We start from the raw sequence: 16,193 nt of genomic DNA on the forward strand, positions 1-16,193 counted from the left end.
CATTCAGCGGAGTCCGGAATTCATGGCTCACGTTCGCCAGCAGGACGCTCTTGGCGCGATCCATCTGCTCGATACGATGCGCGCGCGCCTGGGATTCGATCCGGGCACGCACCGCCTCGCCCACCTGCTCCGCCATGGTGTCTATGGCACTGGCAACGCGATCAAGCTCGACCGGCAGGATGACGCTTCGTGTCGCGACCGGTTCGTCAAAATCTCCGTCTGCGATCCGTGCCGCCGTCTCTTCGATCGGACGCACCCCGCGGGAGATCAGGCCGGCAATGAACCAAGCGGCAACCGTGATGAAGATCCCGACAGCGAGCGCCAGCCCGACGATCGCCTTCAGAAGTTCGTTCAAGGGGGCCACGATCTCTGAACGCGGCTGCGGCACCATCACGCCCCACCCTGGTCCGGAGACAGACGCGAATCCAGCCACCATTTCTGTATCCATTGCGGGCGAATAGAATTTCCCGATGCCGCTTTCACCCCGCGACATTGCCTGGACAACAGAGATCTCCGAGAGGTCCTTCCGCTCCCTCACCCAGTCGTCCAGCGGATGCGCGAGAACGCGCCCCTCTCGGTCCACGACCGCCGCGTGGCCTTTCTGACCGAATCTGATTGGTGACTGCAGTTCTTGAATGTAGCTGGCCGTCACCGATGCAACCGCGACGCCTTCGGCTCCAAGATCCTTCAGGAGAAAAAGTGTCGGGACGCCACCGGCAGCCTCGAGCACACCGGTCCAGACCCAATCCGGAGATCGAGCGGCCGTCTCGGACAGATAGGGTTTCAGGGCAGCACGCAAGCCGGGATCGATTTGGCCGACCGCGACGCAATCCGCTGCACAAAAGACGGAGCGAACATTTTCCGCGTCAGGCTCCAGTAATGCGACCGAACGGATTCTATGATCATCAAGCAGCGGCGAAATATCCAGCTTCAGAGCGGGCGCTTCGGTCAGACCGTTCCGGTTCGAGACGATGAATTCCGCGGCGCTGACCGCGTCGGCAGCAAATCTCTCAAGGGCGAGCGCAAGCGGCTGTGACAGCGCCCTGAGCCTGTCTCGCACCTCGTCCTCGATCCGGTCGCTCGCCGTCACGTAGGCCCATCCCGCGAATATCGCGATGGGGAACCAGGAAACGACGGCGAAGCCGACAAACAACCAGGTCCGAAGTGATAACGACCGCAGCATTTACGATTTGATTCCGAATCTTTTCCGCCTCTTTCCCATGAAGCGCGAACCGGTTTAAAAACTGATTAACTTTGATGCGTAATTCAGCGGCGCGTGACTACCGAATGGTGACCTCAGCCAGACATCGTCACCAAGACCTCGGCTATCTCCGGGGCCTTACCGCTTTCTCGCCGCATGAATGCAGCCGATCAATCGAGGCACAGAGAGGCGATGCGCTCCGGTTTGCCGCCGCCCGCCGCCGCGTCAAAATAACCTAGGAGTATCCGTTCAATTCCTCTGGTATTTTGTATCCCAGAGAGGCCATAATCCCCCGCGAAACGTCACCGGAAGCATTCGCCGCGCCACGAGAAGCGCGCTAGTCTCGGTGCATTGGGAGGAGTGAAGCAATGGGCAATCGCATCGAAACGGATCTTCCGTCAGATCTTGAAAAGGCAACGCTGCTCGGCCGCGTCGCGACTCCGGACGGACCGGCCGTCTGCACGGTTCGCGGCGACGAGGTGATCGATATCACCCACCGCCTCCCGACAATCACTCATGCACTGAAGGCGAACTGCCCGGCAAGCATCGTCCGGGGCTGCGAGGGCACTCCGCTCGGGAAGCTCACCGATATTCTCGATGCCAGTTTCGACTCGGCGGCGACCGGTCCGCGGCTGTTGTCGCCGATCGACCTGCAGGCGATCAAGGCCGCCGGCGTTACCTTCGCCAACAGTCTGATCGAGCGCGTCGTCGAGGAGATGACGAAAGGCAATCCGCTGAAGGCTGAAGAGGCGCGCCAGCAGCTTGCCCGCGATATCGGCGACGACGTCTTCTCAATTGTGCCGGGCTCGGAAGAGGCGATGAAGCTGCGCGAGACGCTGCTGGAGAAGGACCTCTGGTCGCCTTATCTCGAGGTCGGGTTCGGCGTCGACGCCGAGATCTTCACCAAGGCCCAGCCGATGTCCTCTGTCGGCCACGGCGCCCGGATCGGCCTGCACCCGCGCTCCGACTGGAACAATCCGGAGCCCGAGGTCGTGCTGGTCTGCGCTCCCGACGGCCGCATCGTCGGCGCGACCCTCGGCAACGACGTGAACCTGCGCGATTTCGAAGGCCGGAGCGCGTTGCTGCTTGGCCGTGCCAAGGACAACAACGCGTCGGCCAGCCTCGGCCCGTTCATCCGGCTGCTGGACGAGAATTTCACCATGACCGAGATCCGCAACGCGGATCTCTCTCTGGAGGTGACCGGCCCCGACGGGTATGTCCTGAGCGGCTCCAGCACCATGCGGGTGATCAGCCGTGACCCGGAAGATCTCGCCAACCAGCTGTTCGACAGCCACCAGTATCCGGACGGCGCCGTGCTCTATACCGGCACCCTCTTCGCGCCGACCGAGGACCGGGATGAGAACCGCCCGGGCGAGGGTTTCACGCACAAGCTGGGAGACCGGGTGCGGATCGCAAGTTCGCGCCTCGGTGCGCTGGAGAACGTGGTCGGCCGGTCGGATCAGCTGCCCGCGTGGGAAGACGGCGCCCTCGCCCTCTTCCGCTCGCTCTCCAAGCGCGGGATTTCGATCTGAGGCTTATTTCCCGAACGGAACAGGTCTTCGGGCCGCGACGGCCTTGCGCCACGCCGTATCCCGCGTAAGCTCCCTCCCCGGATCAAGGCCGGCGCGCACGGCACCGGCAGAAGAGAGGGAACACCCATGACACTGCACCGCAACCTTATTGGCGGCGAATGGGTCGAAGGCAGCAATGCCAGCGACAACATCAACCCGTCCAACACCAACGACGTGGTCGGCCAGTTCGCAATGGCGGATGCCGCCGCCACCGAGCAGGCGATCGACGCCGCCGTCGCCGCCTCGCACGCCTGGGCCCGCAGCCCGATCCAGCAGCGCCACGACATCCTCGCCGCCGCCTCGGCCGAGATCATGGCGCGCAAGGACGAGCTCGGCCGCCTGCTCTCCCGCGAGGAAGGCAAGACGCTGGCCGAGGGCATCGGCGAGACCATCCGAGCCGCGCAGATCTTCGATTTCTTCGCCGGCGAATGCCTGCGCCTCTCCGGCGAGAAGCTCGCATCGACCCGTCCGGGCCTGGATGTCGAGATCACCCGCGAGCCGGTCGGCGTGGTCGGCATCATCACGCCCTGGAACTTCCCGATCGCGATCCCGGCCTGGAAGATCGCGCCGGCGCTCTGCTACGGCAACACGGTGGTGTTCAAGCCGGCAGGCCTGGTGCCGGGTTGCGCCTGGGCCCTCGTCGAGATTCTGAAGAAGGCGGGCCTGCCGGACGGCGTTCTGAACCTCGTCATGGGCAGCGGCGGTACGGTCGGCGAGGCGATCCTGTCCAGCACGAAGATCCATGCCGTGACCTTCACCGGCTCGGTCTCGACCGGCGCCCATGTCGCGGCGAAATGCTCGGCGACGATGAAGAAGTACCAGCTCGAGATGGGCGGCAAGAACCCGATGGTGGTGCTTGACGACGCCGATCTCGCGACTGCGGTCGACGTTTCCGTAAACGGCGCCTTCTTCTCCACCGGCCAGCGCTGCACCGCCTCCTCGCGCCTGATCGTCACGGAAGGTATCCACGACAGGTTCGTCGCCGCCTGCATCGAGAAACTGCAGAGCCTGAATGTCGACGACGCGCTCAAGGCCGGGACCCATATTGGCCCTGTTGTGGACGAAAGCCAGCTGGCGCAGGACGAGAAATACATCCAGATCGGCAAGGACGAAGGCGCCAAGCTGGCCTGGGGTGGCGAACGGCTGAACCGCGAGACGCCGGGCTTCTATCTGCAGCCTGCCCTCTTCACCGAGACCACCAATTCCATGCGAATCAACCGCGAGGAAGTGTTCGGCCCGGTGGCGAGCGTCATCAAGGTGAAGGATTACGACGAGGCCCTCGCGGTCGCCAACGACACGACGTTCGGCCTCTCCTCGGGCATCTGCACATCGAGCCTCAAATATGCGAGCCACTTCAAGCGCAATTCGGAGGCCGGCATGGTCATGGTCAACCTGCCGACGGCGGGCGTAGACTATCATGTGCCGTTCGGCGGCCGGAAGGGCTCCAGCTACGGTTCGCGCGAGCAGGGCAGGTATGCAGCCGAGTTCTACACAACGGTGAAGACCGCCTATACACTTCCAATCTGACGCAGTTACGCGTCCAATCGCGCGGCCGGCACATCCCCGTGCCGGCCGTTCGTATTTCAGGAGAGAAGTCCCATGTACGTGCCGCCGCATTTCCGCGAACAGAGTCTCGACGTGCTGCATGAGACGATCCGACGAATTGCCCTCGGCACCGTCGTCACGCTCGGCCCGGACGGGCTGATCGGCAGCCATGTGCCGATGCTGCTCGACCCGACGAAGGGCGAGTTCGGCACCCTAACCGGCCATCTGGCGAAAGCGAACCTGCAGGCCAAGGGCGCAGACGAAAGCGTCGAGGCCTTGGCCATGTTCCTTGGGCCGGAGGCCTACATCACGCCGAACTGGTATGCGACCAAGCAGGAAAGCGGCAAGGTCGTACCGACATGGAACTACATCGCCGTCCATGCCTACGGCCCGATCACCTATCACGACGACGCGGATTGGCTGCGCGGCATGGTCTCGCGGCTGACGGACGTGCACGAAGCCTCGAACGCACAGCCCTGGGAAGTCTCGGACGCGCCGGAGCCTTTCATCCAGTCCCAGCTCAAAGGCATCATCGGTTTCGAGATCCCGATCACGCGGATCGAGGGCAAGTGGAAGCTGAGCCAGAACCGGCCGGCCGCCGACAAGGAGGGTGTCATGTCCGGACTCGAGGCTCGCGACGGCGCCGATGCTGAGATCACCAAGGTCACGCACGAACGCCTCAAGGCCTGAGCGGACAAAAAAGAACGGCCGCCTAGGGGGAAGCGGCCGTTCTATGGGGGAACGTCGGGTTGGGGGAGGTCGACGCTCTCGGTAGAACTCTCTGTCAGTTGTCGACGAGGTATGCGGTTCCGGCACCAACACCAGTACCGGCACCGACACCGCAAGACACACATCCGTCGGTCAGCGACGTACTCGGGCCAAGGCCGGAGCCGATAGCACCACCGTTCAGCACATAGCTCTCTGTCGCGCCCCCACCGACACAGGCGGAAAGCAACAGCATGCCTCCGGCAATGGCCGGCAGGATCAGAATGCGTCGCATGTCTTTGCTCCTCTCCTGTTTCGGGGGAGGCATCTCGCCTCGCTTGTATGGACAATGCGGCAGGACGGAAAAGGTTCCATGCAGGAAGAAATTATTCCGGCCCCCGAATGCACGAACGGCCGCCTGAGGGATGGCGGCCGTTCATCCGGAGGATGTCGGGAGATTGGAGAACTGTCGCTCTCCCGGACCTCAATCCGCTCCCTTCTCCTCGTTCTTGATCTTGTCGTGAATATAGCCCGCACCGGCACCGACGCCGGCACCGATCGCCGCTCCGCAGGAGACGCAACCGCCGGTCATCAGCGTACCGACGGCGCCGACACCCGCGCCGATCGCGCCGCCTGACAGCGTGCTCTGCTCCGTCGAATTCATGCCGGTACAGCCGGAGGCCAGGAGGCCGCCGGCAACCACCGCCGGTAGGATCATGGTGCGTCGCATTTCTCGTCTCCTCGAAGCAATCCAGAGGGAGGCATCCCGCCTCACTTGGAAGAGAACGGCTCTGGCGACAGATTGTTCCAGGACTGGCGGTGCTGCGTATGCAGGGCGCGGAACGATTATCGGGCGTCCAGCTTCCGCACGGAGCCCGCAACCTGTTCGATCTGGCGAGCCGTCGTATCCGTGCCGGAAACCCTGATCACCGGGCAAGGCAGCCTTGCCATCCACGTCTCATGCGCCCGCCGGCTGCGGGTTTCCAGTCCGGCCGTGTCGTAGGACGCCGCCCACTCGATGAAGGCCATATGCGCGTCATAATGCGCCCCGCCGGGTTGCAGCGCCTCGGCGCCGTAGCGCTCCTCCTCGCGCGCGATCAGGCGGTCCATGCGCAGATCGAAGGGCGTGTAGACGAAGACCACGAGATCGAACCGCTCGACCAGCGGCTCGCCCCAGGACACAAGCGAGCCGGTCAGGACCCAGCGTTCCGCCGCGTCCACCGCCTCCGTCAGCAGGCGGAGTCTCTCCGGCATCGGGCGTTTCTCGAGGAACCGCGGCTCGGTCGGCAGCCAGTAGAAATCGTCCGTATCAAGATGCAGATGGCCGAAACGCTCCGCCCAGGCCCGCCCGAAGGTTGACGTGCCGGAGCCCGAGGCGCCGAGCACGTGGACGCGCTGCGGAAGCGATGACGGATCCGTCACGGCCTCACGCGGATTTCGCGAGACGCGTCTCGACGAGACGGGACCAGTAGCTGGCACCGACGGTCAGCGCCTCGTCGTTGAAATCGTATTCCGGATGATGCAGGCCCGCCGTATCTCCGTTGCCGCACCAGATATAGGCGCCCGGCTTTTCCTGCAGCATGTAGGAGAAGTCCTCCGCGCCCATGCTCGGCGGCAGATCGCGGTCGACCTTGCCCGTACCGCCCGCGACCTCGGCGCAGATCCCGGCCGCGAAATCCGCTTCCTTCGACGTGTTCACCGTAGCCGGATATCCGGTAATGTAATTCAGCTCCGCCGTCGCGCCGTAGGTCGCCGCGATGCCGTTCGCGACCCGCCGGATCTGGTCCGGCAGACCGGCCTGGATCTCCGGGTTGAACACCCGGCAGGTGCCCCGCAGGATGATCTCGTCCGGAATGACGTTGAAGGCGTCGCCCGCATGGAACTGGGTGGCGCTGATCACGAGCGCCTCGGCCGGATCGGTGTTACGGCTGGTGATGGTCTGCAGCGCCATGACGATGTTCGCCCCGACGACGACCGGATCGATGCCCTGGTGCGGCATCGCCGCATGCGCGCCGCGGCCCTTGATGGCGATCTCCCAGTTGTCGCGGGCCGCCATGACCGGCCCCGCTGAGACGCCGAAACAGCCGACCGGCATTTCTGGCCGGTTGTGCATGCCGTAGACCTCGTCCACCGGAAACAGCTTGAAGAGACCGTCCTCGATCATCTTCTTGCCGCCGCCCTTGCCTTCCTCGGCAGGCTGGAAGATCAGGTGCACGGTGCCGGCGAAGTTTCGCGTCTCCGAGAGGTACTTCGCCGCGCCGAGCAGCATCGTGGTGTGCCCGTCATGACCGCAGGCATGCATCTTTCCGTCGTTTTTCGAGCGGTGCTTGGGCGTACCCTTCTCCTGGATCGGCAGCGCATCCATGTCCGCGCGCAGCCCGATCGCCGGACCGTCGCCGCCATTGCCCTTGATGGTCGCGACGACCCCCGTACCGCCGAGCCCGCGATGGATCTCAATGCCCATCTCCGTCAGCCGGGCGGCAACGAAATCGGCGGTCTCGAATTCCTCGAAGCCAAGCTCCGGGTTCTGATGGATGTGCCGCCGCCATCCCGTCAGCTCTGCATGGAAGTCGGCGATGCGATTGACGATAGGCATGGAAAGGCTCCTGGCGGGCGGATGATTTTAGGGATTAGGAAACGAGCCCACGATGGCGTGCTGCGCGATCCTGTCAAGTGCCGAGCGGGCGCGATTGACTTGGCTTCAGAGAACCAACCGGAAATGGCCATTTTCAAAGGCCATGGGCTATCCTCTCCGGCAAAATGGGGAGGACTTCAATGACCGACAAGACGCCACTGCTGTTCCAGCCGATCCAGCTCCGGGGCATCACCCTGCCGAACCGCATCGTGATCCCGCCGATGTGCATGTATTCGGCCGAGGACGGTTTCCCGACCGACTTCCATATGGCGCATCTCGGCAAGTTCGCCATCGGCGGCGCCGGCATGGTGATCCTGGAAGTGACGGCGGTCACCCGCGACGGACGGATCACCCATGGCGATCTCGGTATCTGGGACGATGAGCATGCGGCGAAGCTCGCTCCGCTTGCCGCCTTCCTGAAATCGGAAGGCTCGGTCCCGGCGATCCAGCTCGGCCATTCCGGGCGCAAGGGCAGCATGCAGCGCCCCTGGAAAGGCAACGGTCCCCTTACCCCGGAGGATATTGCCGGCGGCGATACGCCCTGGCAGCCGGAAGCGCCGAGCGCGGTGCCGCTGGCCGACGGCTGGCTCACCCCGCGCGAGCTCGACCTCTCTGACATGAAGCGCGTGCGGCAGGCTTTCGCCGACGCGACCAAGCGTTCGGTCGATGCCGGCTTCGAGTCCGTCGAGATCCATTGTGCGCACGGCTATCTGCTGCAGACCTTCCTCTCCCCGCTCGGCAACTTCCGCACTGATGCCTATGGCGGGGATCTTCAGGGACGCATGCGGCTGCCGCTGGAGATCGCCGAGGATGTCCGCGCCGCCCTGCCGGACAATCTCCCGCTTTTCGTACGCATCTCCGCAGTCGACGCCATCGACGGCGGTTGGGAGATGGAGGACAGCCTCGTCTTCGCCAAGGAACTGAAGGACCGCGGCGTCGACGTGATCGACTGCTCCTCCGGCGGACAGACGCCGAAGGGCGCGACCAACTTCAAGCTGAACCGCTCACCCGGCTACCAGGTGCCCTACGCCGCCGAGATCCGCCGCGATGTCGGGATCATGACCCAGGCGGTCGGCCTGATCACCGACCCGCACCATGCCGAGGAGATCCTCGAGGCCGGCGACGCCGACCTGATCGCGATCGGCCGCGAGGCGCTCTACAATCCGTTCTGGCCGCGCCACGCGGCGGACGCCTTCAAGCTCGACGAGGATTTCGAGAGCTGGCCGCCGCAATATGGCTGGTGGCTGCAGAAGCGGGCGCAGGGCCAGAGGGCGCAGGCAAAGGACTGACGCGTGCTCAGCCGCCTTTGGCGGCTTGCGCGTTGATCATGTCGTGACGCTGCCGGATTTCCGCCGGCCAGGTGCTCTTGATGAAGGAGAGCACGGCGAGGATTTCCCGGTCGCTGAGCACACCCTCGTAGCCCGGCATGTCGCTCTCGTAGCCGTTGCCGACGATCCGTGCCGGGCCGAACTTGGTAAGCGCGAAGAGCTGCTCGTCCGGATGGTGCCAGGTATGCCCGCTCGGATCGTGCGGCGGCGCCGGCAGACGTCCGTCCGGTTTGCGCTCGCGCCAGTTCGGCTGACCGTCGAGATTGAGCCCGTGACAGGCTGCGCATTCGCTCGCATAGACCTTTTTGCCCTCGGCGACGAGCCCGGTATCTCCGGGGCGGAGCCGGATCGCGGCCGATTTCTCCGCCTCGGCTGCGCCCGGGAGCACGCGGGAAAGGATCGACGGCCTCTCCGGATCCTGGATCCGGGAATAGCCGGCCAGCGCGAAAAGCAGCAGGACGGCTCCTCCGGAGAGCAGGATCTTCCAGTTCATTGCGAACCACCCGCGAGATCGTCGAGGATCGGGCAATCGGGGCGGTCATCGCCGTGGCAGGCACGCACCAGATGAGCGAGCGTGCCGCGCAGGCTCTGCAACTCGCGGATCTTGCGGTCGATCTCCTCCAGATGCGCCTCGGCAATGGCCCGGACATCCGCGCTTTCCCGCCCCTTCTCGTCATAGAGAGACAGCAGAGCGCGACAATCCTCTATGGAGAAGCCGAGCCCCCGTGCCCGCTGGAGGAAGCGGAGACGGTGAATATCCTCGTCCGAATAGTCACGATACCCATTCTCCCGGCGCTCCGGATGCACGAGGCCGATTTCCTCGTAATAGCGGATCGTCTTGGCCGGCAGCCCGGCGCTTTCGGCGACATCCCTGATCTGCATGACGCGTCTCCCCGTTAGAGCTTCGCGGTCCGCAAGCGCAGCGCGTTGCTGATGACCGAAACGGAACTGAGGCTCATCGCCGCCGCCGCCAGCATCGGGCTCAGGGTCATCCCCAGGAAGGGATAGAGCACGCCTGCCGCCACCGGCACGCCGAGCGCGTTGTAGATGAAGGCGAAGAACAGGTTCTGACGGATATTGCGCATGGTAGCCCGGCTGAGATGCCGCGCCTTCACCAGTCCGCGGATATCACCCTTCACCAGCGTCACCGCCGCGCTTTCCTTGGCGATGTCGGTGCCGGTGCCCATGGCGATACCGATATCGGCAAGCGCCAGCGCCGGCGCGTCGTTGATGCCGTCCCCGGCCATCGCCACCGTCCGCCCTTCGGCTTTCAGGTCGGCGATCAGGTCCGCCTTGTCTGCCGGCATCAGGCCGCCGCGCACTTCCTTGATCCCGAGCTCCCGGCCGATCGCGGCCGCCGCTTTCGGATTGTCGCCGGAGGCCATAACCACCCGGATCCCGTCCTTCTGCAGATCTGCAACCGCTTCCTTGGCGCCGTCCTTCACCCGATCACGCACCGCGAGCAGCCCGACGAGGCTGTCGCCTTTCGCGATATAGAGCAGCGTCGCACCGGAATTGGAGAAGCGATCGGCCTGCTCCGCGAGCGCCGCGATATCGACCCCGAGCGTTTCCATGAAGCGGGCGGAACCGGCGGCAACGATCTCTCCGTCGACCGTTCCCTTGAGCCCCATCCCGGTTTCGGCGGTCACGCCGCTCGCGGGCTTGTAGGTGACCGAACGCTTCTCGGCTGCCCGCAGCACTGCCGCAGACAAGGGATGCTCGCTGCCGCTTTCTACCGCCGCGGCAAGACGCAGGATTTCTTCCGCATCGGGACCGGCACTCGCCATATCGACCATTTCCGGGCGCCCCTCGGTCAGCGTTCCGGTCTTGTCGACCACCAGCGTGTCAACTTTCTCGAAGCCCTCGATCGCCTCGGCGTCGCGGATCAGGATACCTGCCGCGGCCCCGCGCCCCGCCCCGACCATGATCGACATCGGCGTCGCCAGACCGAGCGCGCAGGGACAGGCGATGATGAGAACCGAAACGGCGGCGATCACGCCGTGCGCAAGCGCCGGCTCAGGACCGATCAGCGCCCAGACTGCGAAAGCGGCGATCGCCGAGAGCACTACCGCCGGGACGAAATAGCCCGCCACCGCATCAGCCACCTTCTGCACCGGCGCACGGCTGCGCTGCGCGTCGGCAACCATCGCGACGATATGGGACAGCATGGTGTCGCGGCCGACCCGCTCCGCCTCCATGATCAGTGTCGCGTTACCGTTGAGCGTCCCGCCGACGAGGGCATCTCCTTCGCTTTTTTCGACCGGAAGCGGTTCCCCGGTCAGCATGGATTCATCCACCGACCCGGTCCCTTCGAGCAGGCGCCCGTCGACCGGGACACGCTCGCCCGGACGGATGCGCAGCCGGTCGCCGACTTCGATCGCCTCGATCTCGATCTCCTCGTCGCCTCCGTCGGCGGTAAGCCGCCGGGCCGTGAGCGGCGCAAGGCCAAGCAGGGCCTTTAGCGCATCCGACGTCTTCTCCCGCGCCCCGAGTTCCAGCACCTGCCCGAGCGCGACCAGTGTGATGATGACGGCCGCGGATTCGAAATAAAGCCCGACCGTTCCGTCGGCGCCGCGGAACCCTTCCGGGAACAGATCCGGCAGCAGCAGCGCCGCGACGCTGTAGAGCCAGGCCGCGCCGGTGCCGAGGGCAATCAGCGTGAACATGTTGAAATGTCCGCTCTTCAGCGAGTTCCAGCCGCGCTCGAAGAACGGGAAGCCGACCCAGAGCACAACCGGCGTCGCGAGCAGTGCCTGCACCCAAGGGTTCCAGGCTCCGGCGACCAGACGGTCAAGGCCCGGCACCATTTCCCCCATCGCCAGGATGAAGGCCGGCAGGGTCAGAACCGCGCCGACGGCAAAGCGGCGGCGCATGTCGATATATTCCGGATTGGGCGGCGTATCCCGGGTGATCATTTCCGGTTCGAGCGCCATGCCGCAGATCGGGCAATTGTCGGGTTCCGGGCTCCAGACGCTCGGGCACATCGGGCAGATATAACCGGGACCGGCGCCTTCGGGCTTGCCGGTCGTCACCGCCATGCCCGAGCTCTTCCCGCCGCCATGGCCGCAGCACGAATGCGCGGCGGGCTCGGCTTTCGCATGTCCGCAACAGGCGCTCGCAGCAGGTGCCGGAGCGGAATGTCCGCAGCAGGACGTCTCCGCCGGCTTGGCTTCGCCGTGGCAGCAGGAACTCTTGGTCTCGATTTTCTCATGCGCGTGACAGGACATGCGCGGGCTCCATCGGAACGGTAAAAACGGCCGAAAAACGGCCACTACCCCCCTTGATAAAGCCTCCAGTCACTAGAAGGTCAAGCGACAAACCTGCCGGACCTTCGGCCTTAATCTCCAAGCAGGTGGAGGACGATTTCCCGGCGGTGCGGCGCCCGGCGATGCTCGATCAGATAGATCCCCTGCCATGTCCCGAGCAACGGACGCCCGCCCCCGACGGGGATCGAGAGCGAAGTCTGCGTCAGCATGGTGCGAATATGCGCCGGCATGTCGTCCGGCCCCTCGATGCCGTGACGGTAACGGGCGGGATCCTCGGGAGCGATCTCTGCGAGATAGTCGGCGAGATCCGCCCGAACGTCCGGGTCGGCATTCTCCTGTATCGTGAGCGAGGCCGAGGTATGGCGCAGAAACAGGGTCAGCAGCCCGGTTCCGATTCTGGTAGCGCCGACCCAGTCACAGATCTCTCCGGTGACATCGTAGAAACCTCTGCCGCGGCTCTGCACCGGCAGGATGTCCTGTTCCTGTCTGGATACGTTCATGGTCGCCCCTTACCTGTCCGCCGCGGGCAAACTATGCTCGCCCGGCGGAGATTGGAACAGCGGGAAGCAGCGAATGAGCGGCAGCACGGAGCATGACGAAGGCCTGACCGCGGCGGTCGTGAAATTGGCGGCATGCGATGCCGATCTCCGTGCGGTCTATGAGCGGCTCGGCCCTCCGCCATCGCGCCGTGAGCCGCCGGGCTTCGCCTCGCTGATCCGCATTCTGACGGCGCAGCAGGTCTCCCTCGCCTCCGCGAGCGCGATCTGGACACGCCTGAACCAGGTCCTCGAGGTCACACCGCAGGCCATCGCCGGAGCAACCGACGAGGACTTCCGGGCTGTCGGCTTCAGCCGTCCAAAAGTCCGTTATGCACGAGCGCTTGCAGACCATGTCGTCTCCGGCCGGCTCGACCTCGATGCACTCCCCGAACTGCCCGACGATCAGGTGAGGATCGCGCTTACGGCAGTGCCGGGGATCGGCCGCTGGACCGCCGACATCTATCTCCTGTTCTGCCTCGGACGCCTCGACACCTGGCCGGGCGGCGATCTGGCGATCCAGGAGGCCCTGCGCGACGTCAAGCGGCTGGAAGCAAGACCGAACGAAAAGCAGGCCCGGCTGCTGGCGGAGAACTGGCAGCCATACCGCGGCGCAGCGGCACAGCTTCTGTGGCAGCATTACCGCCATCTGAAGTTCGGCAATAAATCCGGAGAAAATGCTGTCTTTCCCGTGACAGACGCAACATCGCCCTGATATCCTTTGAAAAATCGAAACGAAATCAGTGGCCAGTGCTGTTCCGGTTGGGTCATCTCCTGACCGACGATCGGCGGCATCACGATCGAGAATTCTAGCGGGACGGAGAGCCGGATTGACATCAAAGAGCCCGACGAAGTCTCGCCGCAGTGGCCAGACCGGGCAGCGAAACGACGCCACTGAAATGACCGCACTGGCCACCCTCCACAATGACCCCACCGAACTGCTCAAAGCACTCGAACAGCTCGAAGTCGGGCTTTGCCATTACGACAGGAATGGCCGGCTGACCTCGTGGAACCAGCAGTTCCTAAACCTCTATCCCGAGCTTGATGCGAACGAGATTTCCGGCAAAACGCTGGAGGAAATTCTCACTGCCGAACCGGTCCTCGCCCGCTGGGTGACGGATCCTGAGACCGAATGCGCGGAGAAATGGATTGAACGGCGCCTGTCACGGCATCGCGATCCGGGCGCTCCGGTTCTGATCCACGACAGCCGCGACCGCTGGGTCGAGGTCACCGAGTTCCGGACCGCCGGCGGCGGCCTGCTGAGTTTCCACCGCGATATCACGGAGGCGAAGGAGCAGCGCAAGCACGCCGAGGATCAGACCCTGCTCCTGCGCGCCACGCTCGACAGCATGGACCAGGCGATCGCGGTGTTCGATATGCGCATGACGCTCCGGGTCTGGAACGCCCGGCTGATCGAGCTGTTCGACTTCCCGGAACATCTGATGCGGGTCGGGACTCCTGTGTCCGAACTGGTCGATTTCATGCTGGCACGCGGAGATTTTGTCGAGCGCGACCGCGAGACCATTCTGAACGAGGTGATCGGTTATCTTCGCCTCGAGCGGTCGATGATCAGCAATCACAGGCTCTCGTCGGGCCGCATCCTCGAATACACCTTCACGCCGATGGCGAACGGCGACGTGATCCTGGCGGCGACCGACGTGACCTTGACCGAGACCGCGCGCCAGGGGCTGGCCGAAAGCGAGGAACGCTACGCGCTTTCCGCGGCCGGATCGAATGACGGGCTCTGGGACTGGGACCTGAGGCGGGAACGGATCTATCTCTCTCCGCGCTGGCGCGAAATGCTCGGCCTTGCCCATGAGGATGTCACCGACAATCCGGCCGAATGGTTCAGCCGCATCCATCCCGAAGACGTCGCCCGTGTAACCAAGCAGATAGACGCTCATCTATCCGGAACCCTGCCACATTTCGAATGCGAGTTTCGCGTCCGGCACGCCGACGGCAGCTATCTCTGGATGCTGACGCGCGGACTCGCGGTCCGCAGCGAGGATGGAACGGCGCTCCGCTTTGCCGGGAGCCAGACTGACATCACAGGACGCAAGCGGGCAGAGCAGCAGCTGGTGCATGACGCGTTGCACGATGCGCTCACCGGGTTGCCGAACCGCACGCTTTTCCTCGACCTGGTGCGCAAGGCACTGGCAAGACTACGGCGTGAGCCAGACGCCCGCTTCGCCGTCGCCTTCCTCGATCTAGACCGTTTCAAGATCGTGAACGAAAGCCTTGGCCACGTGCATGGCGACGACCTCATCGTCGCGACCGCGCGGCGCTTCGAAAACGCGCTCCGGGAAAGCGACACGGTCGCGCGGCTCGGCGGCGACGAATTCGCGATCCTGCTGGAGGAGATCGAGACGACGGAGGAGGCGACCCGGCTTTCCGAGAGCCTGCACCAGTCCCTCGCCTCCCCATTCCGCCTCGGCGGCAAGGAGATCTTCGTCTCCGCATCGCTCGGCGTGGCGCATTCGGATCAGGGATACGAGCGCCCGGAAGATATCCTGCGCGATGCCGAACTCGCGATGTATCAGGCGAAGGAGCGCGGCAAGGCGCAAAGCATCGCCTTCGACAATGAGATGCGCGTCTGGCCGGTGACGCCGCTGGATCTCGATTCCGATCTCCGGCGCGCGCTGGAACGCGACGAGATGCGGCTGCACTACCAGCCGATCATCGACATTCGGAGGGGTAAGCTCGCCGGATTCGAGGCGCTTCTGCGCTGGTTCCATGCCGAGCGCGGCGAGATTTCACCGGTCGAATTCATCCCGGTCGCTGAGGAGACCGGGACCATTTTCGCGCTCAGCCAGTGGGCGCTACGAACCGCGGCACAGCAGATGGCCGAGTGGAACGCAGCCCGTCCGTCAAACGAGAGACTGGAGATCAGCGTCAACCTCTCCGGCCGTCAGTTCGCCCGGCCTGATGCGGTCTCCGGGATCATAGAGTGCCTCGAAGGCGTGGGCCTCCCGGCCAGCCTGCTCAAGATCGAAATCACAGAAAGCACACTGATGGCGGATGTCGACCGGTCGACACAAATGCTCGACCGCCTGAAGGCCGCGGACATCAAGATCTGCGTCGACGATTTCGGAACCGGCTACTCGTCCCTTTCCTATCTGCACACCTTTCCGATCGACACCCTCAAGATCGACAAGTCCTTTATTCAGGACATGACAAGCAACTATCAGAACCTCGAGATCGTCCGGACGATTACCATGCTGGGACAGAACCTGCGGCTGGACGTGATCGCGGAGGGCGTCGAGACGCCGGAACAACTCGGACAGCTGCGCGCGCTTGACTGTCAGTATGCGCAAGGGTTCCTTTTCTCAAAGCCCATGAGCGCGGCGGACGCAACCGCGTTTCTTGCGGAAGACAAGTCCTGGTAGGCTAGGTATCATCACCCCGT

At 64.3% G+C, this 16,193-nt stretch carries 15 protein-coding genes; 6 read left to right on the plus strand and 9 right to left on the minus strand.

The features are described 5' to 3' along the window. Positions 1-1,183, minus strand: a 1,183-nt coding sequence (locus JJ959_RS08920) for a hybrid sensor histidine kinase/response regulator (RefSeq protein WP_292882309.1), incomplete at its 3' end; no start/stop codon positions are given. 386 nt (positions 1,184-1,569) lie between these two features. On the opposite strand from JJ959_RS08920, the gene JJ959_RS08925 reads away from it, so the two are divergent. From JJ959_RS08925 to JJ959_RS08935, 3 genes are all read left to right on the plus strand, one after another. Then, positions 1,570-2,733: a fumarylacetoacetate hydrolase family protein gene (locus JJ959_RS08925; protein WP_292882312.1), complete on the plus strand. Its 1,164-nt coding sequence runs from the start codon at positions 1,570-1,572 to the stop codon at positions 2,731-2,733. A gap of 126 nt (positions 2,734-2,859) precedes the next feature. Continuing rightward, entirely contained in the window at positions 2,860-4,299 is a 1,440-nt protein-coding gene (locus tag JJ959_RS08930; protein WP_292882313.1) for an aldehyde dehydrogenase family protein, read from the plus strand. 72 nt (positions 4,300-4,371) lie between these two features. Next, a complete protein-coding gene (locus JJ959_RS08935) occupies positions 4,372-5,007 on the plus strand; it encodes an FMN-binding negative transcriptional regulator (protein WP_292882315.1) in 636 nt (211 codons plus the stop codon). Positions 5,008-5,101: 94 nt separating this feature from the next. On the opposite strand, the gene JJ959_RS08940 is transcribed toward JJ959_RS08935, so the two are convergent. The 4 genes from JJ959_RS08940 to JJ959_RS08955 all read right to left on the minus strand — a co-directional run bounded on the left by JJ959_RS08940 (position 5,102) and on the right by JJ959_RS08955 (position 7,618). After that, entirely contained in the window at positions 5,102-5,317 is a 216-nt protein-coding gene (locus JJ959_RS08940) for a hypothetical protein (RefSeq protein ID WP_292882318.1), read from the minus strand. 189 nt (positions 5,318-5,506) lie between these two features. Next, a complete protein-coding gene (locus JJ959_RS08945) occupies positions 5,507-5,752 on the minus strand; it encodes a hypothetical protein (protein ID WP_292882321.1) in 246 nt (81 codons plus the stop codon). Positions 5,753-5,868: 116 nt separating this feature from the next. Then, complete coding sequence (locus JJ959_RS08950) at positions 5,869-6,444, minus strand: hypothetical protein (protein ID WP_292882324.1); 576 nt, start codon at positions 6,442-6,444, stop codon at positions 5,869-5,871. A gap of 4 nt (positions 6,445-6,448) precedes the next feature. After that, the gene (locus tag JJ959_RS08955; RefSeq protein ID WP_292882326.1) at positions 6,449-7,618 is read right to left on the minus strand and encodes a M20 aminoacylase family protein; all 1,170 of its coding nucleotides are present in this window, start codon (positions 7,616-7,618) and stop codon (positions 6,449-6,451) included. A 179-nt stretch (positions 7,619-7,797) separates the two neighbouring features. Between JJ959_RS08955 and JJ959_RS08960 the strand changes: the two genes are divergently transcribed. After that, positions 7,798-8,946: an NADH:flavin oxidoreductase/NADH oxidase gene (locus JJ959_RS08960; protein WP_292882328.1), complete on the plus strand. Its 1,149-nt coding sequence runs from the start codon at positions 7,798-7,800 to the stop codon at positions 8,944-8,946. A 7-nt stretch (positions 8,947-8,953) separates the two neighbouring features. Here the strand turns inward: JJ959_RS08960 and JJ959_RS08965 are convergent, their stop codons facing one another. The 4 genes from JJ959_RS08965 to JJ959_RS08980 all read right to left on the minus strand — a co-directional run bounded on the left by JJ959_RS08965 (position 8,954) and on the right by JJ959_RS08980 (position 12,751). Next, positions 8,954-9,478 (minus strand): cytochrome c, encoded by a 525-nt coding sequence (locus JJ959_RS08965; protein ID WP_292882331.1) that lies wholly within the window; start codon positions 9,476-9,478, stop codon positions 8,954-8,956. Further along, positions 9,475-9,867, minus strand: coding sequence for a Cu(I)-responsive transcriptional regulator (cueR, locus tag JJ959_RS08970; protein ID WP_193181856.1), 393 nt, complete (start codon positions 9,865-9,867; stop codon positions 9,475-9,477). The genes JJ959_RS08965 and cueR overlap by 4 nt, the downstream gene beginning before the upstream one ends. 14 nt (positions 9,868-9,881) lie before the next feature. Beyond that, positions 9,882-12,023 carry a copper-translocating P-type ATPase gene (locus tag JJ959_RS08975; RefSeq protein ID WP_292882335.1) on the minus strand — a complete coding sequence of 714 codons (2,142 nt, stop codon included), beginning with the start codon at positions 12,021-12,023 and terminating at the stop codon, positions 9,882-9,884. Positions 12,024-12,322: 299 nt separating this feature from the next. Beyond that, positions 12,323-12,751: a secondary thiamine-phosphate synthase enzyme YjbQ gene (locus JJ959_RS08980; protein ID WP_292882336.1), complete on the minus strand. Its 429-nt coding sequence runs from the start codon at positions 12,749-12,751 to the stop codon at positions 12,323-12,325. Positions 12,752-12,824: 73 nt separating this feature from the next. Here JJ959_RS08980 and JJ959_RS08985 point away from each other — a divergent pair, with 73 nt between their 5' ends. Further along, the gene (locus JJ959_RS08985) at positions 12,825-13,502 is read left to right on the plus strand and encodes a DNA-3-methyladenine glycosylase (RefSeq protein ID WP_292882337.1); all 678 of its coding nucleotides are present in this window, start codon (positions 12,825-12,827) and stop codon (positions 13,500-13,502) included. A gap of 184 nt (positions 13,503-13,686) precedes the next feature. Then, positions 13,687-16,173: an EAL domain-containing protein gene (locus tag JJ959_RS08990; protein WP_292882338.1), complete on the plus strand. Its 2,487-nt coding sequence runs from the start codon at positions 13,687-13,689 to the stop codon at positions 16,171-16,173. Positions 16,174-16,193: the final 20 nt, after the last annotated feature.

Origin of the sequence: Nisaea sp. (assembly GCF_017640745.1) — a bacterium.
Taxonomy (GTDB): Bacteria; Pseudomonadota; Alphaproteobacteria; order Thalassobaculales; family Thalassobaculaceae; genus Nisaea.

What these genes read in the sequence shown, in the direction of transcription:
- JJ959_RS08925 (WP_292882312.1), top strand. Translation starts at nt 1,570, where the DNA reads ATGGGCAATCGCATCGAAACGGATCTTCCGTCAGATCTTGAAAAGGCA.
- JJ959_RS08935 (WP_292882315.1), top strand. Translation starts at nt 4,372, where the DNA reads ATGTACGTGCCGCCGCATTTCCGCGAACAGAGTCTCGACGTGCTGCAT.
- JJ959_RS08990 (WP_292882338.1), top strand. Translation starts at nt 13,687, where the DNA reads ATGACCGCACTGGCCACCCTCCACAATGACCCCACCGAACTGCTCAAA.
- JJ959_RS08975 (WP_292882335.1), bottom strand. Translation starts at nt 12,023, where the DNA reads ATGGCGGTGACGACCGGCAAGCCCGAAGGCGCCGGTCCCGGTTATATC.
- JJ959_RS08960 (WP_292882328.1), top strand. Translation starts at nt 7,798, where the DNA reads ATGACCGACAAGACGCCACTGCTGTTCCAGCCGATCCAGCTCCGGGGC.
- JJ959_RS08930 (WP_292882313.1), top strand. Translation starts at nt 2,860, where the DNA reads ATGACACTGCACCGCAACCTTATTGGCGGCGAATGGGTCGAAGGCAGC.
- JJ959_RS08980 (WP_292882336.1), bottom strand. Translation starts at nt 12,751, where the DNA reads ATGAACGTATCCAGACAGGAACAGGACATCCTGCCGGTGCAGAGCCGC.
- JJ959_RS08985 (WP_292882337.1), top strand. Translation starts at nt 12,825, where the DNA reads ATGAGCGGCAGCACGGAGCATGACGAAGGCCTGACCGCGGCGGTCGTG.
- JJ959_RS08945 (WP_292882321.1), bottom strand. Translation starts at nt 5,752, where the DNA reads ATGCGACGCACCATGATCCTACCGGCGGTGGTTGCCGGCGGCCTCCTG.
- JJ959_RS08955 (WP_292882326.1), bottom strand. Translation starts at nt 7,618, where the DNA reads ATGCCTATCGTCAATCGCATCGCCGACTTCCATGCAGAGCTGACGGGA.
- cueR (WP_193181856.1), bottom strand. Translation starts at nt 9,867, where the DNA reads ATGCAGATCAGGGATGTCGCCGAAAGCGCCGGGCTGCCGGCCAAGACG.
- JJ959_RS08940 (WP_292882318.1), bottom strand. Translation starts at nt 5,317, where the DNA reads ATGCGACGCATTCTGATCCTGCCGGCCATTGCCGGAGGCATGCTGTTG.
- JJ959_RS08965 (WP_292882331.1), bottom strand. Translation starts at nt 9,478, where the DNA reads ATGAACTGGAAGATCCTGCTCTCCGGAGGAGCCGTCCTGCTGCTTTTC.